The organism is Aeromonas sp. R9-2 (assembly GCF_040908025.1).
Taxonomy (GTDB): domain Bacteria; phylum Pseudomonadota; class Gammaproteobacteria; order Enterobacterales; family Aeromonadaceae; genus Aeromonas; species Aeromonas veronii.
The window spans coordinates 519,118-539,074 of record NZ_JBFOCX010000024.1; the positions used below are offsets into that span (position 1 = coordinate 519,118).

Here is a 19,957-nt window from a genome sequence, read left to right on the forward strand (position 1 = left end):
AATCATGACCCAACCTCTATCCAAACCGTGGTATCGCCAATTCTGGCCCTGGTTTATCATCGCCCTCCCCACTGCCGCCGTTGTCGGCAGCATCGCCACCGCCATCATCGCCAGCAAGGATGGGGTCAATCTGGTGGCCGAGGACTATTACAAACAAGGGAAAGAGATCAATCAGGACTTGAGCAAGTTTGACCGCTCCGAAGCCCTCAATATCCGCTTTGGGCTGGAAGTTGACGGCAACGAGCTGACCCTCAAACCCATCAGCGGTGACATTCCTGCCGGGCAAGCTCTCTATCTCTCATTGTTCCACCCGACCTTGGCCGGTCAGGACAGCGAACACATGATCACCGCCGATGCGAGCGGCACCTATCGCCTCCATTTCGACAAGCCGCTGGTCGGCAAGTGGCACATTCGGGTCGATGCCTTTGACCACGAGTGGCGATTGCAAGAGACCGTCCAGCTGCCGACCCTGGCCCCTGTCGAACTCGACCCGAAAGGACGCTAAGCCATGACCGGCTGTTCTCACTGTGGCGAGCCGGTTATCGCCACCGCCCCTGCTGCTTGCATTCTGCATTCAGGGGGGCATAGCGCATGACTCCCTGTTTTCACTGTGGCGAGCCGGTACCCGCCAATAGTGGCTATTCCCTCGAGATAAAGGGGATTGTTCGCCCCATGTGTTGCCCCGGTTGTCAGGCGGTGGCAGAGACCATCATGGAGTGCGGCCTCGCCAGTTACTACGCTCACCGTACCGCCCCCGGTACCAAGGGGGATCTGGTACCCGAGGAGCTAGCCGCCCTCACCCACTACGATCTGGCAGAAGTACAACAGGAGTTTGTCACCGACAACGGTACCCTTCGCGAAATCCAGCTGACAGTAGAAGGGCTCACCTGCGCCGCCTGTGCCTGGCTGATCGAACGCCACCTGATGACCCTTGGCGGCCTGCACTACATCAACGTCAACACCACCACCCACCGGGCCCGCATCAAGTGGGATCCGGACCAGCTCTCCCTGAGTGACATCCTCAAGGGATTTGCCCAGATCGGCTATCGCGCCTATCCGTTCCAGACCCATCAACAGGAGGCGCTCTACGCCAAAGAGGTGCGCAGCTATATGTTCCGGCTGGCACTGGCGGGGCTTGGCTCAATGCAGGTGATGATGTGCGCCGTGGCCCTCTACATGGATCTCTTCATCAGCGTTGAAGATGAGTTCATGGTCTACTTCAAGTGGATAAGCCTGCTGCTCTCCACCCCCATCATGATCTACTCGGCCCAGCCCTTTTACGTGGGTGCCTGGCGCAGCCTGAAACAGGGTCACTTGTCGATGGATGTGTCGGTGTCGCTGGCGCTGATTGGTGCCTTTGTTGCCTCCATGTGGGCCACTGTGTTCAATACCGGCGAGGTCTATTACGACTCCATCACCATGTTCGTCTTCTTCCTGCTGCTGGGGCGCTTTCTCGAGTTGCGGGCCCGGCGCAAGGCGTCGGAATCGAGCTCCAACCTGGCGCGACTGGTGCCCATCATGGCGACCCGCATCGATGATGAAGGGGAACATGAGGTAGCGGCCAAGACCTTGCAGCTCGGCGATCGGGTACGTGTGCTGGCTGGCGCCACCTTGCCGGCGGACGGCATCATTGTCGAAGGACAAGCCAGCATCAACGAATCCATGCTGACCGGTGAACAGCTGCCCCTGCTCAAACAGCGCGGTGATCAGGTCTATGCCGGCACCATCAACACGGATGCCCCGCTGCAGATCCGGGTCAGCCACCGTATCGAAGAGTCGCGGATCGCCCAGATCATGCGGCTGCAGGATCACGCCCTCGATGATAAACCAGCCATCGCCCAGATGGCAGATCAGCTATCACGCCACTTTATTCTGGTGCTGCTGATCATTGCCGCTGCGGTCTGGACCTTCTGGCATTTCCATCAACCGGATCAGGCGTTCTGGATCACCCTCGCCGTGCTGGTTGCCACCTGCCCCTGTGCCCTGTCGCTGGCCACCCCGACGGCGCTGACCTCGGCCACCGCCAATCTGACCCGCAACGGTATCCTGCTGCGCCGCGGTCATGTGCTGGACGTGCTGACCAAGGCCAACCGGATCGTGATGGACAAGACTGGCACCCTGACCACAGGTGAGATCAGTCTGACCGGCACCACCACCTTGGCAGAGATGGACGAGACGCACTGCCTCGCCATCGCCCGGGCCATGGAGGCACAATCCGAGCACCCCATAGCTCGCGCCTTCCGGCTACCTGCCGACAGTATCAGTGTGCTGCCATCCGCCCGCGAGATCACCCCGGTCATCGGTCACGGCATCACAGCGCTGGTGGATGGCGTACGCTACCGCATCGGCAGTGCCCGCTGGCTTGGGCTGGATCCGGCGCAAGAACGCGGCCGCGGTCTGGCTATCTATCTGGCCGACGAGCAGCAGGTCTTGGCCCGCTTCAATCTGGAAGATACCCTGCGCCCCGATGCCAGGGCGCTGATCGCGGCATTCAAGGCAGCAGGTCTGCAAACTACCGTGCTGACTGGTGACAGCTCTCTGCAAGCAGACGAGATTGCCCGCGAGCTGGGAGTGGATGAGCTGGTCAAGGGGGTCTCACCCGATGGCAAGCTGGCCTACCTCAAGGCCCGGGAAGCCCAAGGGGATATCAGCATCATGGTGGGCGATGGCATCAACGACGCCCCGGTACTGGCTGGCGCTCACGCCTCGTTTGCCATGGCTGGTGGCACCGATCTGGCGAAAAACAGCGCCGATGCCATCCTGCTGGCCGATGACCTGAGCCGACTGCTCGAGGCCAGAGTGCTGGCAATGCGTACCCGCAAGATCATCATCGAGAACTTCGCCTGGTCCATCGGTTACAACCTGCTGGTGTTGCCGCTGGCGGCCTGCGGCTGGCTGCCCCCCTATCTGGCGGCGGCGGGCATGTCGCTCAGTTCACTCATCGTGGTGACCAACTCCATGCGCCTCAACCGATGAGACCGGTGGCGGAAAATAGCTGAAAATGTGGCCTGCCTCCGATGCAGGCCACATTTCTCACTGATAGCGGCTGGCCCCCTGCCCGAACAGGGTTACCATAGGGGACGCTTGCCAAGGATGAACGCCAAGGTACCTCTCATGAATATAATTTTTGTCCTGATCCCCATCGCCATCCTGTTTGTGATCATCGCCGGGGTCGTCTTCTTCTGGGCCATTCGCTCCGAGCAGTTTGAAGATCTCGACCGGCAGGGTTCCAACATCCTGTTTGACGAAGAGCAACCTGCCCACAAACCCGTAAAGCCTGCTGACCATGACCCACAACCTTGATCTGGCCGGCGCCCTGCTGGTCGGACTGGCAGGCTCTGCCCACTGTATTGGCATGTGCGGTGGCGTCTCCGCCGCGCTCTCCATGGCGATACCAGCCAACAAACAGCACTTCTGGGGGCGGCTCGCCTATCTGCTCAACTACAACCTCGGCCGGATCCTGAGCTATGTCATTGCAGGTGCTCTGGTGGGCGGCCTGCTCGCCACCACCAGCGAGCTGGGGGCTGGCAAACACGCCATCGCCGGCTTACGCTTGGTGGCGGCGCTATTGATGATTGCGCTTGGCCTCTATCTGGCGGGCTGGTGGCAAGGGATCTTGCTGCTGGAGCAGCTCGGCGCCAGACTTTGGCCCCGTATCAAACCGCTGGCGGGCAAGTTTCTCCCCTTCACCTCGCCTGTGCAGGCACTGCCCTTTGGCATGGTGTGGGGTTGGCTGCCTTGCGGGCTGGTCTACTCCATGCTGACCTGGAGCGCTGCGGCGGGTTCGGCCAGTGGCGGGGCGCTCATCATGCTCTTTTTTGGCCTCGGCACCCTGCCCACCTTGTTTGCGTTGGGCGGGCTTGCCGATCGCCTGAGATACTGGCTCACCCTGCGCAGTTTGCGCCTTGGCGGTGCCCTGCTGCTCATTTTGTTCGGGGTGCATACCTTCTGGATTGGCATTGCTTCCTTTTGAAACCCTATCCAAAACGGATGAGTTGATGGTAAACTTGTTTGATATAAATCAATTATTCGTATGAGCCTATGATCCCGGAAAAGAAACCTGGCAGACGTATCCAGAGCGGTGGCTGTGCAATTCATTGCCAGGATTGCAGCATCAGTCAGCTCTGTATTCCCTTCACTCTGAACGACAACGAGCTTGATCAGCTGGACAGCATCATCGAGCGCAAGAAGCCGATCCAGAAGGGTGAAGAGCTGTTCAAGGCTGGCGATGAGTTCAAATCGCTCTATGCCATCCGTTCCGGGACCATCAAGTCTTACACCATCACAGAGCAAGGGGATGAGCAGATAACTGCGTTCCACCTCGCTGGCGATCTGGTCGGTTTTGATGCCATCAACAAGCAGGCCCACCCCTCCTTCGCTCAGGCGCTGGAGACGGCCATGGTGTGCGAGATCCCGTTTGAAGTGCTGGATGATCTCTCCGGCAAGATGCCCAAACTGCGCCAGCAGATCATGCGTCTGATGAGTAGCGAAATCATGGGCGATCAGGAGATGATCCTGCTGCTCTCCAAGAAGAATGCTGAAGAGCGCCTCGCCGCCTTCCTGCACAATCTGTCGGTACGCTTCTCCGAGCGCGGCTTCTCCGCCAAGGAGTTCCGTCTCTCCATGACCCGTGGTGACATTGGCAACTATCTGGGTCTGACTGTCGAGACCATCAGTCGTCTGCTCGGCCGCTTCCAGAAGTCCGGTCTCATCAGCGTCAAAGGCAAATACATTACCGTGCTGGATCAGGTCGCCCTTGGCATGATGGCCGGTGCAACTCGTCCGCCCTGCGGCTGATTTTTCCGCTTACCCTCCCGCTATTTTCCTGTTTTCCCTGCCGGATCCTTTCCTCTGGAATGTGATCCGGTACGTTCCCCATACCCTCCTCCTGCGCTAAGCTGTAATGGCTAAGATTCTGCTGTCATTGGACTTTTCCAAGGAGGAGAAGATGGTCAAATATCAGAATATTCTGGTGGTTATCAATCCAGAAGAGGAGCGTCAAATCGCCCTCGAACGGGCAGTCAAAGTCGCCGAGCTGGACGAAAACGCCCATCTGACCCTGCTGCTCACCATCTATGACTTCTCGTATGAAATGACTGCCATGCTCTCGGTGGACGAGCGGCAAGAGATGCGCGACGGCGTCATTTCACAGCGACGTGAGTGGCTGGACGAGATCCTGACCCCCTATCGGGCACAGGGGATCGAATGCGAAGTGAAGGTGGTCTGGCACAATCGCCCCTTCGAATGTGTCATTCAGGAAGTGCTGGAGCAGCGCCACGATCTGGTGGTCAAAGCCACTCACCACCACAGCTTCCTGCAAACCTTCATCTTTACCCCCACCGACTGGCACCTGCTGCGCAAATGCCCCTGTCCGGTGCTGCTGGTCAAGGAGGGTCACTGGCAACGGGGCGGCAACATCATCGCCGCCATAAACTGCTCAAGTGACGACCCGGATCAGAAACTGCTCAACGAACGGATCACCCAAGAGGGAAGCGACATCGCCGAGCTGCTGGGCTCCAACCTCTATCTGGTCAACACCTACCCGGGCACCCCGGTCAACGTGGCCATCGAGCTGCCGGAGTTTGACCCCAACGCCTACAACGAAGCGATCCGCAAACACCACGAAAGCCTGCTGCTGAGCCATGCCGACAAGTTCGGGATCGGTCATCTCTGGACCCGGGTAGCAGAGGGACTACCGGAAGAGGTGTTGCCGGATATGGCCGAAGAGCTCAAGGCGACCTTGATGATCATGGGCTGCGTCGGGCGTACCGGGCTTTCTGCAGCTTTGCTCGGCAATACCGCCGAGCATGTGATTGACCGCCTCTCCTGCGACATCCTGATCCTCAAACCGGCGGACTACAGCTGCCCGGTCGACAGTCGTCGCAATCAATCATAAGGTGCCTGGCACCTTGCCCTCCCCCGGGACATGGCTATAATAACGCGCTTATTTGTGTCCCGGGTTTTACGAGCATGCTAGAAGAGCTGAACGCCAAAGAAAAATACAGTTTTAACAAACTGCAGAAGCGCCTGCGGCGCAACGTGGGTCAGGCCATTGCCGACTTCAACATGATTGAAGAGGGCGACAAGGTCATGGTCTGCCTCTCAGGCGGCAAGGACAGCTTCGGTATGCTCGACATACTGATGAGCCTCAAAGCCAGCGCCCCCATCCATTTCGATCTGGTTGCCGTCAACCTGGATCAGAAGCAGCCCGGTTTCCCCGAGCATGTGCTGCCCGAGTATCTGGATTCCCTCGGTATCGAGTACAAGATCGTCGAGGAAGATACCTACTCCATCGTCAAAGAGAAGGTACCGGAAGGCAAAACCACCTGCTCCCTCTGCTCACGGCTGCGCCGCGGTATTCTCTACCGCACCGCCCAAGAGCTGGGTTGCACCAAAATTGCCCTTGGCCACCACCGCGACGACATCCTCGAGACCCTGTTCCTCAACATGTTCTACGGTGGCAAGCTCAAGTCCATGCCGCCCAAGCTGGTGAGCGACGATGGCAAGAACGTGGTGATCCGCCCGCTGGCCTACTGCAAAGAGAAGGATCTGATCCGCTACGCCGACGTCAAAGCCTTCCCCATCATTCCGTGCAACCTGTGCGGCTCGCAGGAGAACCTGCAGCGTCAGGCCATCAAGCAGATGATGCAGGATTGGGATCGCCGCTTCCCCGGTCGTATCGAGACCATGTTCACCGCCATTCAGGACGTGATCCCGAGCCACCTGCTCGACCACAAGTTGTTTGACTTCAAGAGCATCAACCGTGACTCCGGCATCATCGATGGCGGCGACAAGGCGTTTGATCCGCCCGAGATGCCAAAGGCGCCGCTGCTGGATATCGACGAGATGGACATGCTGGATGTGATTGAAGTGCGCTAAGCCGTGCTCATAGGGCAAACGCCACGCAATAAAAAAGGAGCGAACATCGCTCCTTTTTGCTTTCTGGATTAACGTGACAGCACCATCGGTATCAGCCCTTGTGCAACCAGGGGGTCAGTCGCAACACGTCACCCTGCAAACGCAGTTGCCCAGTGGCGAACGCGGCCAGTTGCTCATTGCTCAGCAGCAGGTGACCTTCCTGCCAGGGCAGCGCCTCCTGACGGGCACCATCAATCAGATAAGCTGTTCCGCTCTGCTGCACCAGGGTAATCCGTACCCCTTCCATCTTCGGCAGGAAGTGCTTGCCGACCATGCCCGCCATCTTGTCGAGCAACGACTGCATCTGCTGCTGACGGGCCGCCAGCTCGGCCAGCGGCAGCTCGGGTCCGTTCGGCGCATCGGCCATCACCTGTACCGTCATATCGCAAGTGGCGTGCTCTTCTTTCAGGCCAACGGTCACGATCCCCTTGTCGAGGTTGAGATCCTCATCAAAAGGCAGGCGTAGTTCGCTATCGATTGTTACCTCGCCCGCGACCTCCTTACTGTCGGTTGCAACCCGGGCAAAGGTGAGGCCACAGCGCTGGCCATTTTGCGGATCGGTCAGATAAAACCCCAGTCTGGCGTGACCAAACTCCCCTTTGGCAAAGGTCTTCATCTGGCTGTAGAAGGTGCTGTATTGCAGATCCAGCACCGGCTCAGCAAACACCAGCCCAGGCAGCAAGAACGTGGCCAGCAGGCTCAGGCGCAAGGCTTGGGTCACTCCATATCGACGGGTCATTCAACATCCTTTTGCATCATGCATTGAAATGGTTGGGGCCTTCTGTCACCTCGTTAACCTCTACCCCCACCCCGCAGAGATCCCGATAGAGGATCCCCTTGCAGTTGAAATAGAGCGGTGCCACCCAGATAAGCCCCAACCCCATGGGGATCAGAGCCAGGAAGAAGAGCGCGGTCATCACGCCGTGGAACAACACAATGCTGGGCCAGCCGCGCGCAAAGAGCTTGAGAGAGACCAGAATGGCCTGGGGCGGCGTCAGGCCGCGCTCCAGCACCAAAGGGACGGTAAAGAGCAGCCCCATGCCGATCAGGGCCGAGGGAATGAATGAGAGTACGGCGGGCAATCCCAGCAGATCGAATAGCGGGCCAAACAGGCTGGTGAGCAGACTGCCAAGCAGGCTCAACATGCCGAGGCGTACAAAGTGGCGGAAGAAGTCGAACACCTGGTTGGCACGGGCGCGCACCCCGACCGACTGCTGCAACCCCAGCATATCGAGGGAGCTGGTCATGGGGGCCATCACCACCGTCATCAGCAGGCTCAGCACCATGGCCACATTCATCTGGCTGTCATCCCCCAGATAGGGCAACAGCAGCACATTGCTGAGCAGGATCCAGATCGCCGTCACCCCGACAATCGCCAGCAGCAGGCCAAATCCGGTACGGCGGGTCTGTTGCCATCCCTCCTGGATGACCCCTTTCAGATCAAGGCGGTAGCCCTGGTTCAGAGACTGCTCAAGGGAGCCGCCAATACGCATTTTATTACTCAATTGACTATCCAATATCGAAAACGACCAAATCAGGTGGCACATTATAGCGATTTGGTCTGCTATTCGTAGCCGTTTTTCCTGCGCACTTGCGGCTAATTCGGGCCAAAAAGCCTTTAATTTCATGTGTCGGCTGCATAGAATGCGGCCCTCTTTCAACACGATGGCCACTGGCTGGGGTGAGACTGGCGGATGATGAACAATCCACAGGTAATTGTCGCGCTGAACAAGATCAGCAAAAAATACGATGGCAAGGTGATCCTGAGTGACCTTGACCTTGAAATCTACGATGGTGAATTTCTTACCCTGCTGGGCCCCTCCGGCTGTGGCAAGACCACCCTGCTGCGCCTGCTGGCCGGGCTCGAATCGGTCGACAGTGGCACCATCCATCTGGCCGGTGACGAGATCACCCATATCCCCGCCGAACACAGGCACATCAACACCGTGTTCCAGAGCTATGCGCTCTTCCCCCATATGACGGTGTTTGAAAACGTCGCCTTTGGCCTCGAGATGCAGAAAGTACCGGCCAGCGAGATCCGTCAGCGGGTCGAGGAGACCCTCGCCATGGTGCAGCTCACCGAGCTGGCCAACCGCCGCCCGGATCAGCTCTCCGGCGGTCAGCAACAACGGGTCGCCATCGCCCGCGCCGTGGTTAACAAGCCTCGCCTGCTGCTGCTCGACGAATCCCTCTCGGCACTCGACTACAAGCTGCGCAAGCAGATGCAGAGCGAGCTCAAGGCGCTACAGCGTCGCCTTGGCATCACCTTTGTCTTCGTTACCCATGATCAGGAAGAGGCGCTCACCATGTCTGATCGCATCCTGGTGATGGAGGGCGGCAAGATCATCCAGCGCGGCACCCCACGCGATATCTACGAGTCGCCAGCCAACCTGTTCGTGGCCCGCTTTATTGGCGAGATCAACGTGATGGATGGCAAGCTGATCAGCCAGCGCGAGCCCGGTATCTGGCAGGCCGAGGTAGAGGGGCGCGAATGCCTGCTCCATACCACCTTGCCATTCCAGCCAGACGACAAGGTACTAGTGCTGCTGCGCCCGGAAGATCTGCGCATTCTCGATCAGGATGACGATCAGAGCGGCGCGCTGCGGGGCAATATCCGCGAGCGCAACTACAAGGGGGCGACGCTGGATTCGGTGATCGAGCTCGAAAGTGGCAAACAACTGCTTATCTCCGAGTTCTTCGACGAGGATGACCCCGACTTTGACTACCGTCTGGGTCAGGAGGTGGCGATCCACTGGGTCGACAGCTGGGAGGTGGTGCTGCCCTATGAGCCTCACTAATCTGCGGGTAGCGCACAGCTTTGCCCACAACGGCTTTCGCAACACGGCCATCGCGCTGATCCTCGGCTGGCTGACGCTGTTTGTCTTCCTGCCCAACCTGATGATCATCGGCGTCAGCTTCCTGACCCGGGATGAGTCCGAGCTTATCGCGCCGCTCTTTACCCTGAGCAACTATGGCCGGCTGCTGGACCCGCGCTATTTCGAGGTGCTGCTCCACTCCCTCTGGCTGGCGCTGCTCGCCACAATCATCTGCCTGCTGGTGGGTTACCCCTTTGCCTGGCTGCTGGCCCATCTGCCAGCGCGTATCCGCCCGCTGCTGCTGTTTCTGGTGGTGGTACCGTTCTGGACCAACTCCCTGATCCGCACCTATGCGCTCAAGGTGCTGCTCGGCACCCGGGGGTTGATCAATGGCTGGCTGCTGGATCTGGGGCTTATCGAGCGACCGCTGCAGATGATGTATACCGAGGTGGCCGTCATCATCGGGCTGGTCTATGTGCTGCTCCCCTTTATGGTGCTGCCGCTCTACTCCAGCATCGAGAAGCTGGATGGCCGTTTGCTGGAGGCGGCGCGAGACCTTGGCGCCAACGGCTGGCAGCGGCTGGTGCGGATCATCTTGCCCCTCACCCTGCCCGGCATCATCGCCGGTTGTCTGCTGGTGTTTCTGCCCGCCATGGGGATGTTCTATGTCTCCGACTTGCTGGGTGGCGCCAAGCACCTGCTGATCGGCAACCTGATCAAGACCCAGTTCCTCAACAGCCGTGACTGGCCCTTTGGCGCCGCCATCAGCGTGATGCTGACGGTGCTGATGGCGCTGTTGGTCTACTGCTACTGGCGGGCGGGCAAGCTACTCAGCAAGAAGGGGGAGCTGGCATGATGCGCGCACTGAAGGCTCTGTTCCTGCTGCTGGTGTTTGGCTATCTCTATGTGCCCATCGGGGTACTGATCGCCAACTCCTTCAACCTGTCGAAATATGGCATCGACTGGCGCGGCTTCACCCTGGGCTGGTATGAGAAGCTGTTTGCCAGCGCCAGCCTGATGCAGGCGGCCCAGCACTCCCTGACCATCGCCGCCCTCACCGCCACCGCGGCCACCCTGATCGGCACCCTCACCGCCGTGGCGCTGTTTCGCTACCGTTTTCGCGGCAAGCAGTATGTGAGCGGCATGTTGTTCGTGGTGATGATGTCCCCCGATATTGTGATGGCTATTTCGCTGCTGACCCTGTTTGTGGTGACCGGCATTGCGCTCGGCTTCTGGTCGCTACTGATCGCCCACATCACCTTCTGTCTGCCGTTTGTGGTGATCACCGTCTACTCGCGGTTGTGCGGTTTTGATGTGCGGATGCTGGAAGCTGCGCGGGATCTGGGGGCTGGCGAGTGGATCATCCTGCGCCGCATCATACTGCCGCTGGCCCTGCCGGCGGTGATGGCGGGCTGGCTGCTCTCCTTTACCCTGTCGCTGGACGACGTGGTGGTGAGCTCCTTTGTTACCGGCCCGGCCTACGAGATCCTGCCGCTCAAGATCTACTCCATGGTCAAGGTGGGGGTCTCTCCCGAGGTCAATGCCCTGGCCACCCTGATGCTGGTCGCCTCCCTCGGGATGGTGCTGCTGGCGCAACTGTTACTGCGTAAACGGCAGGGTTAACCCTGCCCGTTTCGTCCCCGCCACCTTTGGCGAACTCTGTCACGGTGGGCCGCTAGGCCCCATAACCCCAAGGAGTTGTTGATGACAATCCAACACAAGGCCGGCGCCCTGCTGGCAGCCGCCCTCACCCTCACCACCCCGCTGCTGAGCCAGAGCGCTCACGCGGCCGACGACAAGGTGGTCTACTTCTACAACTGGTCGGAATATGTGCCGGATGGCCTGCTGGAGCAGTTCCAGCAAGAGACCGGCATCAAGGTGATCTACTCCACCTACGAATCCAACGAGACCCTCTACGCCAAGCTGAAAACCCATGGCGACGGCTATGACGTGGTGGTGCCCAGCACCTACTTCATCTCGAAAATGGCCAAAGAGGGGATGCTGCAGCCGTTGGATCGCGCCCAGCTGCCCAACTTCAAGCACCTCGACCCCACCCTGCTCAACCATGAGTACGACCCGGACAACCGCTACTCCATCCCCTATATCTGGGGCGCAACCGGGATCGGCACCAACACCGACATTATCGAGCAGCCGGTCACCAGCTGGAAGCAGCTCTGGGCACCGGAGTGGAAAGAGAGCCTGCTGCTGATGGACGATGCCCGCGAGGTGTTCCATATCGCGCTGGTGCAGCTGGGTTACAGCCCCAACACTCAAGACAAGGCGCAAATTGCCGAAGCGTTCGAATACCTGAAAAAGCTGATGCCCAACGTCAAGGCGTTCAACTCCGACAACCCGGCCGACCCCTTTATCGCCGGTGAGGTCAATATCGGCATGCTGTGGAACGGCTCGGCCTACGGCGCCCAGCGCGAATACCCTTCCATCCAGATGACCTACCCCGAAGAAGGCGCCGTGCTCTGGATGGATAACCTCGCCATCCCGGCCAAGGCCAAGCATGTGAAAGAGGCCCACGCCCTGATCAACTTCCTGATGCGCCCCGATGTGGCCGCCAAGGTGGCCGAGGCGATTGGCTACCCCACTCCAGTCAAGGATGCCATTCCCCTGCTCACCCCGGCGTTTCGCAACAACCCCATGGTCTTCCCGAGCGACGAGATCAAGCGCAAGGGCGAGTTCCAGTCCGATGTGGGGGATGCCTCCCGCCTCTACGAGCAATACTTCCTGCAGTTGAAAGCCATGGTGGCCAAGGCCGGTTAAATCGGCGGTTAATCGGCCCTGACGGGCGTAATGGATAAAGGGGGCAATATTTGTCCCCTTCTCTTTTTCACAACCTGCACGGTTTCTCAACGCAATAGTCTTTAACACCGAGAGGTACGGAGAACCTCGATTCACGGCAACCAATATGAGTTGCCTCATTTGTGGGGGAGATAAGCACAATAGATGCGTTGATGGGGAATGACTGTGCAGTATTATCGAAACCGCGAACGTCCGATTGCGCTTCGCTAATCGAATCTGCGGTTCTGAGGTGCTCCTACTGAACTGACAAGTCAATGATATCAGCCGTAGTTTTTTATAGGGTGATTAGTCAATTGTGACACGGACAACTTTAACTATTATTGATGACATTGTAAGATGCTTCTTGGAAAGGGCAGGTTTTTCCTCTCATATGAATGAGGGTAGTTCTAATAAATAACAGTTTCGACTGTTCGGGTTTAAGCATGCTTCGCTTACTCTCGCAGATCCCCTTTGGGGATGTTCAATGTTACTCAAATCCCCCTGCCCTTTCTTCCCTTAAAATGGAGAAGAGTTTGCGCGATAACATTTGGTTTACTTATAAAGCAAGAATTCAAGCTAACAAACGCTTAAGCTGGTTGGATTTTCACTCTCAGCTACTATTGATGTGGTATGCCATTCTCAGTGCAACATTAGGTGTGCTTACCATCAGACATAGTATGATTCTTGGTTCAAACACCGATATCTTGGCCACTATTCTTGCGATTGCGCTACTTGGTGTATCCCTGACTGTTACTAATCGGGATTTTCGTGTCAGAGCCATGCTCATGCGCACGAATTATCTACAATTGCAGAAGCTATACTTAGATATACCTACAAATTCCGTCCCCACCAAAGACCAAATTAATAAATACTACGAGCTCTTAGCTGAGTCAGAAAACCACCAAGAAATAGATGACAAGATAGCTCGCGTCTTTATCAAGGGGCTAACAAGTAGACACCCTACAAAAATAGAAGTGCTCCATGTATATGGGTGGCTAACTCTTCGCATATTAATTACAGTAACTCTTTACATTCTACCACTCATCATAGCCGTCTACACTTGGAGGTCTGTATGAGTGCAGCTATCAGCTTCAAAAAATATTTTTCTAAGAATAGTTTACGTAAAATATACACGGATAAAATAAAGAACTCCGGAGCAATAGGGTTAGACCGTACCAGACCCGCCAATCTTAATAATCAACTAGATGAAGAACTTGAGCATATTGTTCAGAAAACAAAACAAGGAACGTATCATTTTACGGCATACAAGGAAAAGCTTATTTTAAAAGGCGCTGATTCCAACCCACGGAAAATATCGATACCCACAGCAAGAGATAGAATTGTTCTGCGGGCATTATGCGAATGTCTTTCTGATATATTTCCAACAGCTAAGCTAAGCCTTCCACAAAGGGTCATTGATTCATTAAAAGTTGCTCTAACCTCTGACACCTATCAAGAATATGCCAAAATTGATTTGAAGAACTTCTATCCGTCCATTCCTCATGAATTAATCATTTCAGCCATAAAAGGTAAAATAAGAAAAAATGAGATTAGACATTTAATTCTCGAAGCAGTAAAAACTCCAACCGTGCCTGAATCTAAAGGAGGTAAAGGCGCAACCAGGTCTACAGTAGGAGTTCCTCAAGGTTTGGCTATATCGAATATTTTAGCTGAGATATCTCTCCAAAAAATCGATTCAGTTTTCGAGTCTCGAAAAGGTGTTTGGTATAAAAGATATGTAGACGACATCCTTATTTTAACGCCAAAAGGACAAGCCAATACTATTGCAACAGAATTAATCTCGGCATTAAAATCACTAAAACTCAATCCACACGAGTTTGGCTTAGATTCGAAATCCAAAGTTGCTAGTCTCACTGAACCATTTAGTTTTCTAGGATATCAAGTAGAGAATGGTGATATTATGGTTCGCCGTGAAAGCGTCCTCAGATTTGAGTCATCTATTGCAAAAATTTTCACTGCGTACAAACATAAATTAGCTATATCTAGAAGCGACATTGATAAACAGCGAGCTCTTGCCTACTGTAAGTGGAAACTAAATCTTAGGATTACGGGATGTATTTTTGAAGGAAAGCGCCTTGGATGGGCAGCATACTTTTCGCAAGTTACTACAACATCGCAACTTCGCGCCATCAATCATACAATTAAAAAACTCACTGAACGCTTCTGTCCCAATGGCGAGATTCAACCAAAATCTCTAATTAAGACATTTTATGAGCTACAGCGCGGAACAACCGACAGACACCATTACATTCCTAATTTCGACTGCCTTGATGTCAGTCAAAAACGAGATATTCTTGCACTTTGGCTTGGCAATGATGCGAAGAAACTAACCAACTCTGAGGTAGAGCGACGTTTTTCCATAAAAGTAGCTAAAGCTGTCCGTGAGTTAGAGGAAGATATTGCTCATACATCCTAACTTCACCTAAAACCAGATGATCAGAGCCGATTAATTCTGCACTTTTTCATCGTCCCTTAGGGGTGTAGATTGGTCGGGGGGCAAACGTTGCCCCCTCTCTTTTTTCATGACTGCCCGTAGTGCTCCGCGAAGCAATCTTTCGCCAATATCGCGGGTGGCCTGAGCCAATCAGGAGTATTCATGTCCGATCTGACCCTTTATTTCGCTCCCGGCACCTGTGCCATGGCCGTGCAGATTGCCCTGCTGGAAGCGAATGCCCCGTTCCAACCCCGTCTCGTCAACCTCGCCGCAGGGGAGCAACGTGACCCTGCGTATCTTGCCATCAACCCCAAAGGGCGGGTGCCTGCCCTTGTCACCGAGCAGGGCATCCTGACCGAGACCCCGGCCCTGCTGCTCTATGTGGCGCAGCGCTTCCCCAATGCCAAGCTGGCGCCGCTGGACAACCCGTTCCTGCTGGCCCGCATGCAGGAGGTCAACAGCTTCCTAGCCTCCACTGTGCATGTCTCCCACGCCCACGGTCGCCGTGGCAGCCGCTGGGCCGATGACGAGCAGGCCATTGCCGCCATGCAACAGAAAGTCGCCAGCAATATGCGCGATGGCTTTGCCCAGATTGAGCAGCACTATCTGGCAGGCCCCTGGGTGCTGGGCGAGCAGTTCAGTGTGGCGGATATCTATCTGTTCGTGGTCGCGGGCTGGCTGAAAAGCGATGGGGTCGAGATCAGTGAATTCCCCAAGGTTGCCGCTCATTATCAGCGCATGCTGAGCCGTCCGGCGGTCGCCAAGGCACTGGCCAACTAACCATAAAATCAATAGCTCGATGAATAACAAGGGTGTCAGGGCTCTGCTGACACCCTTCCTACCTCCTCCCCTGCACTTCTTCTCCCGCCTTTGAGATCGTTTTCACATTTCCGTGGTTTTGCCGTGGCCCTTCCTTAGTAAAAGGCCTATCTTTGCGCCATGACGCAACCGGTTGCGTAACCGGTTGCCTAGCGGTTCACAGATTGACGGGCCAAGGCCTGATGAGGTGCTGTATGAAACGAGGCGTACTGCTCAATGCTCCCCTGAGTGCTCTGGTGGCACAGATGGGTCACACCGATGAGATCACCGTCTGCGATGCAGGCTTGCCCATTCCGGCAGGGCCGGAGCGGATCGATCTGGCGTTGATGGCGGGGACGCCCAGCCTTGCAACCGTGCTGACCGCCCTGCTCACCGATCTGGTGGTGGAGAAGGTGATCATGGCAAGCGAGATCAAGCAGATCAGCCCCGCCGCCCATCAGGCGCTGGTCGATCAGCTTGAGGCTCACGCAGCCGCCCAGGGCAAGCCCATCGCCATCGAATACTGTCTGCATGAGGAGTTCAAAACCCGCTCCCGCCAGAGCAAGGCGATCGTGCGCAGCGGCGAGGTGACTCCCTACGCCAACCTGATCCTCTGCGCCGGTGTGGCGTTCTGACATTCTTCAAAGAAGGCCTCTTCAAGGAAGCTGCAAATGAGCACAACCTCCCCCCTCTCACCCATTCTGGAGCTGACCGGGATCGTCAAGACCTTCCCCGGTGTGCGCGCCCTCGACGAAGCGGGTCTGCGGGTCTATCCGGGCCAGGTGATGGCCCTGCTCGGTGAAAATGGTGCCGGCAAATCCACCCTGATGAAGGTGCTGACCGGTATCTATCAGGCCGATGCGGGCGGCGTCAGCTACCGCGGTCAGTCGGTCCACTTCAAGGGGCCGCGCGATTCTCAGGATCAGGGGATCAGCATCATCCACCAAGAGCTGAACCTGCTGCCGGAGTTGTCGATTGCCGCCAACATCTTCCTCGGGCGCGAACCGCGTACCCGTTTTGGCAGCATCGACCACAAACAGCTGCGCGAACGGGCGAGCGGCCTGCTGGCGCGACTTGGCGTCAAACACGGGCCGGATACCCGACTCGGGGATCTCTCCATCGGCGAACAGCAGATGGTGGAGATCGCCAAGGCGCTGTCGTTTGATGCCAGCGTCATCATCATGGATGAACCCACCGATGCGTTGACCGATACCGAAACCGAGCAGCTGTTCAAGGTTATCCGCGAGCTGCGCGAACAAGGCTGCGGCATCGTCTATATCTCCCACCGCCTCAAGGAGATCTTCGAGATCTGCGATCGGGTCACTGTGCTGCGCGATGGCAAGTGGATTGGCGAGAAGGCGGTGAGCGATCTGGATGAAGACAAGATCATCGAGATGATGGTGGGCCGCCGGCTGGAAGAGCAGTACCCGCGTCTTGAGCGCGAGCTTGGCCCCGTCAGCCTGCAAGTGAAAGAGCTGGCCGGTCCCGGCGTGCGCGGGGTGAGCTTCTCCCTGCGTCAGGGAGAAATTCTGGGCTTTAGCGGCCTGATGGGCTCCGGCCGTACCGAGCTGATGAAGCTTATCTATGGCGCCAGCCCCATCAGCACCGGTGAAGTGCAAGTTGACGGTCATGCTCTGGTGCCCAAAAGCCCGGCCGATGGTCTGGCCGCAGGCATCGCCTATATCTCCGAAGACCGAAAAGGAGATGGACTGGTGCTGGAGCTGTCGGTGCGCGAAAACATGAGTCTGTGCGCCCTCGACGAGTTCATCAGCAACGGCAAGATTGACGGCAAGGCCGAGCGGCAGGCGGTGAGCGACTATGTGCGCCTGTTCAACATCAAGACCCCGAGTCAGGATCAGCTGATAAAGCTGCTCTCCGGCGGCAACCAGCAGAAGGTGGCCATCGCCAAGGGGCTGCTGACCCGGCCCAAGGTGCTGATCCTCGACGAGCCGACCCGCGGCGTCGACGTGGGGGCGAAGAAGGAAATTTATCAGCTGATCAACCAGTTCAAGAAGGAGGGGATGAGCATCATTCTGGTCTCCTCCGAGATGCCGGAAGTGCTCGGCATGAGTGATCGCATCATGGTGATGCACGAAGGGCGCATCAGCGCAGAGTTCAACACCCGCGATGCCAATCAGGAGAAGCTGATGGCGGCGGCAGTCGGTAAACAGTGGCAAGCAGAGCAAGAGGCATCCCAATGACAACCCAAACCCTTTCCCGCCGTGGCGTCATGAGCAAGGCGTGGTGGATCGAGAACAAATCCCTGGTCGCGCTGCTGGTCCTGATTGGTGTGGTCTCCTTTCTGAGCCCCAACTTCTTCACCGCCGACAACCTCCTCAACATCCTGCGCCAGACCTCGGTCAACGCCATCATGGCGGTCGGCATGACGCTGGTTATCCTCACCGCCGGTATCGATCTGTCGGTCGGCTCGGTACTGGCCCTGTGCGGCGCGCTGGCCGCCACCATGGTCGCCATGGAGCTGCCGATCTGGCTGGTGGTGCCCCTCACTCTGGGGGCCGGTGCCCTGCTTGGCGGCGTCAGCGGTCTTATCATTGCCAAGGGCAAGGTGCAGGCATTTATCGCCACCTTGGTCACCATGACTGCCCTGCGCGGCATCACCATGGTCTATACCGAGGGTCGCCCCATCTCCACCGGTTTCAGTGACGGCGCCGATCACTTCGCCTGGCTCGGTACCGGTTACCTGTTCGGTCTGCCGGTGCCCATCTGGCTGATGGCCATCGTCTTCCTGCTCGCCTGGTTCATGCTCAACCACACCCGTCTCGGTCGCTACATCTACGCGCTGGGCGGCAACGAGTCCGCTACCCGCCTCTCCGGCATCAATGTGGATCGGGTGAAGCTGGCGGTGTATGGTCTGTGCGGTGCGCTCTCGGCACTGGCAGGGCTTATCGTTACCTCTCGCCTCTCCTCTGCCCAGCCGACAGCGGGCATGGGTTACGAGCTGGATGCCATCGCTGCGGTGGTGCTGGGTGGTACCAGCCTGATGGGCGGCAAGGGCCGCATCATGGGTACCCTGATAGGGGCGCTGATCATCGGCTTCCTGAATAACGCCCTCAACCTGCTCGACGTATCCTCCTATTACCAGATGATCGCCAAGGCCAGCGTGATCTTGCTTGCCGTGATGATCGATAACAAAAGCAATCGTTGATAAGACAAGCCACACACAAGGAATGAAATGATGAAAAAGCTCAATACCCTGCTCGCTGCCGCCATCATGTCCGTGCTGGGGACCGCCCAGGCCGCCGATCAAACCCTGGCCATGGTGGTCTCCACCCTCAATAACCCCTTCTTCGTCACCATGAAAGAGGGTGCCGAAGCCAAAGCCAAAGAGCTTGGCTATGAGCTGGTGGTTCTGGATTCCCAGAATGACCCGGCCAAAGAGCTCTCCAACATGGAAGATCTCACCGTACGCAAGGTCGGCGCCATCCTGATCAACCCCACCGACTCCGAAGCGGTCGGCAACGCTATCCGTCTGGCCAACCGCGCCAGCATTCCGGTACTGACCCTGGACCGCGGCGCTGCGCAGGGTGAGGTCAAGGCCCACATTGCCTCCGACAACGTGGCAGGCGGCAAGCTGGCCGGTGACTTCATCACCGAAAAACTGGGTACCGGCGCCAAGGTGATCCAGCTGGAAGGGATTGCCGGTACCTCCGCCGCCCGCGACCGTGGCGAAGGTTTTGCCCTGGCCGTGGCGGCCAACAAGCTGCAGGTGCTGGCTTCCCAGCCTGCCGACTTTGACCGCACCAAGGGTCTGAACGTCATGGAAAACCTGCTGGCTGCCCACCCGACCGTTCAAGCCGTCTTTGCCCAGAACGACGAGATGGCGCTGGGTGCCATCCGCGCCGTGCAGGCTGCCGGCAAAGAGGTAATGATCGTCGGCTTCGACGGCACTGACGATGGCAAAGCCGCCGTTACCAAGGGTAAACTGGCCGCCACAGTGGCCCAGCAGCCTGCCCTGATCGGTGCCATCGGCGTCGAGACTGCCGACAAGGTGCTCAAGGGCCAGCCGGTGGAGAAATCCATTCCGGTACCGCTGCAAGTGGTCAGCAAGTAAGTTCTCGAGGGGAGGTTCGCCTCCCCTTTTCCCTCTCGTTCAGGTGCCTCCCGGCTTGGGCTCACTCAATCACTGTGTTCAAGCCAAGATGCATCAGGAGTAGTCAAC

Annotated in this window: 20 protein-coding genes; 18 read left to right on the top strand and 2 right to left on the bottom strand. The window is 57.2% G+C overall.

Translation table 11 applies throughout. The features are described from left to right. Positions 1-4 precede the first annotated feature (4 nt). From AB5Y71_RS11440 to ttcA, 7 genes are all read left to right on the top strand, one after another. Positions 5-505, top strand: a complete 501-nt coding sequence (locus tag AB5Y71_RS11440; protein WP_043820362.1) for a FixH family protein — start codon at positions 5-7, stop codon at positions 503-505. 86 nt (positions 506-591) lie between these two features. Further along, on the top strand, positions 592-2,976 hold the full coding sequence (locus tag AB5Y71_RS11445; protein WP_368171607.1) for a heavy metal translocating P-type ATPase: 2,385 nt from the start codon (positions 592-594) through the stop codon (positions 2,974-2,976). 138 nt (positions 2,977-3,114) lie between these two features. Then, positions 3,115-3,303, top strand: a complete 189-nt coding sequence (gene ccoS, locus AB5Y71_RS11450; RefSeq protein ID WP_005336630.1) for a cbb3-type cytochrome oxidase assembly protein CcoS — start codon at positions 3,115-3,117, stop codon at positions 3,301-3,303. Then, positions 3,287-3,973 (top strand): sulfite exporter TauE/SafE family protein, encoded by a 687-nt coding sequence (locus AB5Y71_RS11455; RefSeq protein ID WP_368171608.1) that lies wholly within the window; start codon positions 3,287-3,289, stop codon positions 3,971-3,973. The genes ccoS and AB5Y71_RS11455 overlap by 17 nt, the downstream gene beginning before the upstream one ends. A 68-nt stretch (positions 3,974-4,041) precedes the next feature. Next, positions 4,042-4,797, top strand: coding sequence for an FNR family transcription factor (locus AB5Y71_RS11460; protein ID WP_005351934.1), 756 nt, complete (start codon positions 4,042-4,044; stop codon positions 4,795-4,797). 151 nt (positions 4,798-4,948) lie between these two features. Beyond that, on the top strand, positions 4,949-5,896 hold the full coding sequence (gene uspE / locus AB5Y71_RS11465) for a universal stress protein UspE (RefSeq protein ID WP_005345417.1): 948 nt from the start codon (positions 4,949-4,951) through the stop codon (positions 5,894-5,896). A gap of 74 nt (positions 5,897-5,970) precedes the next feature. Further along, positions 5,971-6,879, top strand: a complete 909-nt coding sequence (ttcA, locus tag AB5Y71_RS11470) for a tRNA 2-thiocytidine(32) synthetase TtcA (RefSeq protein WP_005336634.1) — start codon at positions 5,971-5,973, stop codon at positions 6,877-6,879. Positions 6,880-6,970: 91 nt separating this feature from the next. Here the strand turns inward: ttcA and AB5Y71_RS11475 are convergent, their stop codons facing one another. Beyond that, the gene (locus tag AB5Y71_RS11475; protein WP_368171609.1) at positions 6,971-7,657 is read right to left on the bottom strand and encodes a DUF2987 domain-containing protein; all 687 of its coding nucleotides are present in this window, start codon (positions 7,655-7,657) and stop codon (positions 6,971-6,973) included. A 16-nt stretch (positions 7,658-7,673) separates the two neighbouring features. Continuing rightward, positions 7,674-8,411 (bottom strand): hypothetical protein, encoded by a 738-nt coding sequence (locus tag AB5Y71_RS11480; protein WP_005351939.1) that lies wholly within the window; start codon positions 8,409-8,411, stop codon positions 7,674-7,676. 201 nt (positions 8,412-8,612) lie between these two features. Here AB5Y71_RS11480 and potA point away from each other — a divergent pair, with 201 nt between their 5' ends. The 11 genes from potA to rbsB all read left to right on the top strand — a co-directional run bounded on the left by potA (position 8,613) and on the right by rbsB (position 19,849). Next, entirely contained in the window at positions 8,613-9,716 is a 1,104-nt protein-coding gene (gene potA / locus AB5Y71_RS11485) for a spermidine/putrescine ABC transporter ATP-binding protein PotA (protein WP_236322098.1), read from the top strand. After that, positions 9,703-10,590, top strand: coding sequence for a spermidine/putrescine ABC transporter permease PotB (potB, locus tag AB5Y71_RS11490; RefSeq protein WP_368171610.1), 888 nt, complete (start codon positions 9,703-9,705; stop codon positions 10,588-10,590). Before potA ends, potB begins: the two co-directional genes overlap by 14 nt. After that, the gene (gene potC / locus AB5Y71_RS11495) at positions 10,587-11,357 is read left to right on the top strand and encodes a spermidine/putrescine ABC transporter permease PotC (protein WP_005336644.1); all 771 of its coding nucleotides are present in this window, start codon (positions 10,587-10,589) and stop codon (positions 11,355-11,357) included. The genes potB and potC overlap by 4 nt, the downstream gene beginning before the upstream one ends. A gap of 81 nt (positions 11,358-11,438) precedes the next feature. Further along, positions 11,439-12,506: an extracellular solute-binding protein gene (locus AB5Y71_RS11500; protein WP_005345409.1), complete on the top strand. Its 1,068-nt coding sequence runs from the start codon at positions 11,439-11,441 to the stop codon at positions 12,504-12,506. Positions 12,507-13,057: 551 nt separating this feature from the next. Next, positions 13,058-13,600 carry an SLATT domain-containing protein gene (locus AB5Y71_RS11505; protein ID WP_368171611.1) on the top strand — a complete coding sequence of 181 codons (543 nt, stop codon included), beginning with the start codon at positions 13,058-13,060 and terminating at the stop codon, positions 13,598-13,600. Next, positions 13,597-14,961, top strand: coding sequence for a reverse transcriptase domain-containing protein (locus AB5Y71_RS11510; protein WP_368171612.1), 1,365 nt, complete (start codon positions 13,597-13,599; stop codon positions 14,959-14,961). The genes AB5Y71_RS11505 and AB5Y71_RS11510 overlap by 4 nt, the downstream gene beginning before the upstream one ends. 180 nt (positions 14,962-15,141) lie before the next feature. Then, positions 15,142-15,759 carry a glutathione S-transferase family protein gene (locus tag AB5Y71_RS11515; RefSeq protein WP_368171613.1) on the top strand — a complete coding sequence of 206 codons (618 nt, stop codon included), beginning with the start codon at positions 15,142-15,144 and terminating at the stop codon, positions 15,757-15,759. 233 nt (positions 15,760-15,992) lie between these two features. After that, positions 15,993-16,412: a D-ribose pyranase gene (rbsD, locus tag AB5Y71_RS11520; protein WP_021230086.1), complete on the top strand. Its 420-nt coding sequence runs from the start codon at positions 15,993-15,995 to the stop codon at positions 16,410-16,412. Positions 16,413-16,448: 36 nt separating this feature from the next. Then, complete coding sequence (rbsA, locus tag AB5Y71_RS11525) at positions 16,449-17,978, top strand: ribose ABC transporter ATP-binding protein RbsA (RefSeq protein ID WP_368171614.1); 1,530 nt, start codon at positions 16,449-16,451, stop codon at positions 17,976-17,978. Next, a complete protein-coding gene (gene rbsC / locus AB5Y71_RS11530; protein WP_005336670.1) occupies positions 17,975-18,943 on the top strand; it encodes a ribose ABC transporter permease in 969 nt (322 codons plus the stop codon). The genes rbsA and rbsC overlap by 4 nt, the downstream gene beginning before the upstream one ends. A gap of 30 nt (positions 18,944-18,973) precedes the next feature. After that, positions 18,974-19,849: a ribose ABC transporter substrate-binding protein RbsB gene (gene rbsB / locus AB5Y71_RS11535; protein ID WP_368171701.1), complete on the top strand. Its 876-nt coding sequence runs from the start codon at positions 18,974-18,976 to the stop codon at positions 19,847-19,849. Positions 19,850-19,957 lie beyond the last annotated feature (108 nt).